At 57.8% G+C, this 2,631-nt stretch carries 1 protein-coding gene and 1 pseudogene; one reads left to right on the plus strand and one right to left on the minus strand.

What is annotated here, in order from left to right:
• Window positions 1-214 precede the first annotated feature (214 nt).
• Window positions 215-1,483: a class I SAM-dependent methyltransferase gene (locus NW863_RS12695; RefSeq protein ID WP_414366796.1), complete on the minus strand. Its 1,269-nt coding sequence runs from the start codon at window positions 1,481-1,483 to the stop codon at window positions 215-217.
• 205 nt (window positions 1,484-1,688) lie between these two features.
• On the opposite strand from NW863_RS12695, the pseudogene NW863_RS12700 reads away from it, so the two are divergent.
• Window positions 1,689-2,631 (plus strand): annotated as a pseudogene (locus NW863_RS12700) (peptidase M8); the annotation flags it as partial.

The raw sequence follows: 2,631 nt of genomic DNA on the forward strand, positions 1-2,631 counted from the left end.
AGCGCCGCCGACCCCGAAGGGATCCTCCCCGAGCAGGAGTTTGTGGCCCGCGTGGATCCCCGTACCCAGCTTCGCGTTAACCAATGGGCAGAAGTGGTCTTTGACATGGATCGCTTCCACCTCTTTGACCCGCAAACCGAGGAGCGGCTGGGATAAGGCTAAAAAGCCCCCGGAAAGCTAGGGGGCTTGGAAAAGCTGCTAACTGCAGTCGCCCTTACCGTAGCGGCGAGTTTAGGAGAATCACCAGGCGCTCTTCCAAAAACTTCAGGTTGGCCAACACTTGGCTAAACGCTTCTTCCTGCGTCCAGTCCATAATCTCCATGGTTTTGTGAACCAGCGATTGCACCGGCACCGGCAAGGGGCCGAAGACATCCACCAGCCAGCGCACCGAGAAAGGATCGATGGTAATGTTCCCCTCAGCGCCCGGCCAGCCGTTGATGTTGACAGGCCCGTTGTCGCGAATGGCGTTGAGGAACGCCTGCTTGGCATCCAACCTCACCAAAAGCGGGTGGGCTTGTACAGTGCCATTCCACCATTCGTCGTTCGTAAACGGCTCAGCTTTGGGAACACCGGGGTGCCCACACCAAAAGTCGATCAGGCGGGTCATGTTGGGGAAAACCAGCTCGATGAAGTGAAGCTTTTGCTCCTCGCTTAACTTGTTGATTTGCCGCATCGTGTAGGGCACCGGCTTGGTCAAAACCCTCTCCACCTTCCACTGCTGCCAGTTCACCATGCTAATAAACTCAAGGCCGGCCTGCCTTAACATCTCAAACACCTGCGGCACCGTAAAGCCCTTGTCGCTGCGCAGCAGGAAATTGGCCAGAATTCCCCCTGTGGTTTTGATGGCATCGCCGTTCCAGTGGCTCTTCACAAAACTGGCATCGGTGAGAGCTTCCATCACCTCCCGCAGCAGCGGTACAGCTTTGGCCGCTGGCTCATCCATCACCCCCAGCAGCTCCATCGCATCCTGCATGTTGAAGATAAACTGCCGCTGATAAAGGCTGTGCACATTGGTGCGAATGATCCCATCAGGCTTGAGCACCTGCCGCATGCCTTTCAAGCCGGCCACCGGGTCGTCCAGCAGGTAGAGAACGTCGTTGCAGGCGATAAAATCAAACTCCTCCCCCAGCGCCGTCATGTCGGTAATGTCCATAACATGAAAGCTGGCGTTCTCGATTTTGTGGAACTTGAAGCGCTGCTTCGCCAGCTTGACGGATTCAGGTGAAATATCCACTCCCACATAGCGAGCGCCGGGGTTGGCAGTTGCCAAAACCAAAGTTTCCCAGCCGGAGCCACAGCCGGCATTGAGCATCACCTTGCCTTCCGGCAGTACCACCTTGCGATCCCGCAGATACCTGGCTGTTGTGAGGCTGTTGGCAAACAAGGCCAGGTTGTCGGTAACCGTCTGCTCAATCGGCACATTTGGGTAGGGAAACTCGTCAAACTGCGCCTGGACGGGGTTGGACACAACTTTCTCTGCCATGGCGGCCTTCCTGTTTTTAGGTATCCCAAACTCTTAGCACGCTCCCTATCGTACTGCACAGCCAGCAACCTATTGGCCTCTCCGGCGTTCCTCTGGCCTTGAAGCTAGGTAACCTTTGCTGGTAGCTTTATTTATGGTACTGCCTCAGTATTGGCTTGCCGTCCTCATTGAGGCAGGAACTTATTCTGTCAAGGGGTTTTTTTCTATGGGCTCACGCAGGCGCCTGTTGCTGTTGGCGGTAACTTTTCTCTTCGGCATCCTGGCAGCCTGCGGCCTGGCCGCGGGGCCTGGCTTGATCAGCCGGCCAGAGACGCCCTCCTCCACCCCTGCTGCCTACTACGACGGCAACCCCCAATCGGTGACCATCCGCGATGCCGCCATCGCCTTTGCCATCGCCAGCGGGATCACCCAGCCCAGCCAGATTGTTAGCTTTGTCAACAACGTTTTGCGGGTGCAGCCTCCCATAACTTTGGCTGAGGTGACCACGGCCAACCCCAACCCAGTTGCCATTTCTGACTTCGATGGCGACGGCAGGGGGGGAACGATTCGCGACGCGGCCATCTTGTTTGCCATTGCAACTCTGCGAACCCGCGACGCCAACCGCATCAACACCTTTGTCAACACCGTGCTGCGGCTACAGCCTCCCCTTAACCTGACGCCCGAACAGGCAGCCAGGTTGCCGGGGCCGGGGTTTGTTCCCCCCACAGGGCCACCCCCAGCTTCGCCTTCGCCGTCACCGCCTGGTGGGATCCCCACCCTGGGGGTGCCGCAGAGTGTAACGGGGCGCCTGACCACCAGTAGTCCGCGGGATCCCCGTCGCCCGGATCACTTCATCCAGGACTTCCTGCTCAGCGCGTCCGTGGGGCAAACGGTGCGGATCCAGCTTTCCAGCAGCGAGTTTGATACTTACCTCTTCATCGTTAACCAGGCTACCGGGCAGGTAATTGCCGAAAACGACGACTTTGGGGGGAGTAGGAATTCCCAGCTAGACTTGGTTGTGCAAGCTGGAATTAACTACTTGGTGCGGGTTAGCAGTTACGCCCCTGGTGCTACAGGCGCTTTCCAGCTTAGGACTGCTCTGGTTGGCTCCGCACCTACTCCTTCTCCCACAGCTTCTCCCACTCCTTCTCCCACAGCTTCTCCCACTC

Origin of the sequence: Synechococcus sp. B60.1 (assembly GCF_047462555.1) — a bacterium.
GTDB lineage: Bacteria > Cyanobacteriota > Cyanobacteriia > Thermostichales > Thermostichaceae > Thermostichus.

What these genes read in the sequence shown, in the direction of transcription:
- NW863_RS12695 (WP_414366796.1), bottom strand. Translation starts at nt 1,483, where the DNA reads ATGGCAGAGAAAGTTGTGTCCAACCCCGTCCAGGCGCAGTTTGACGAG.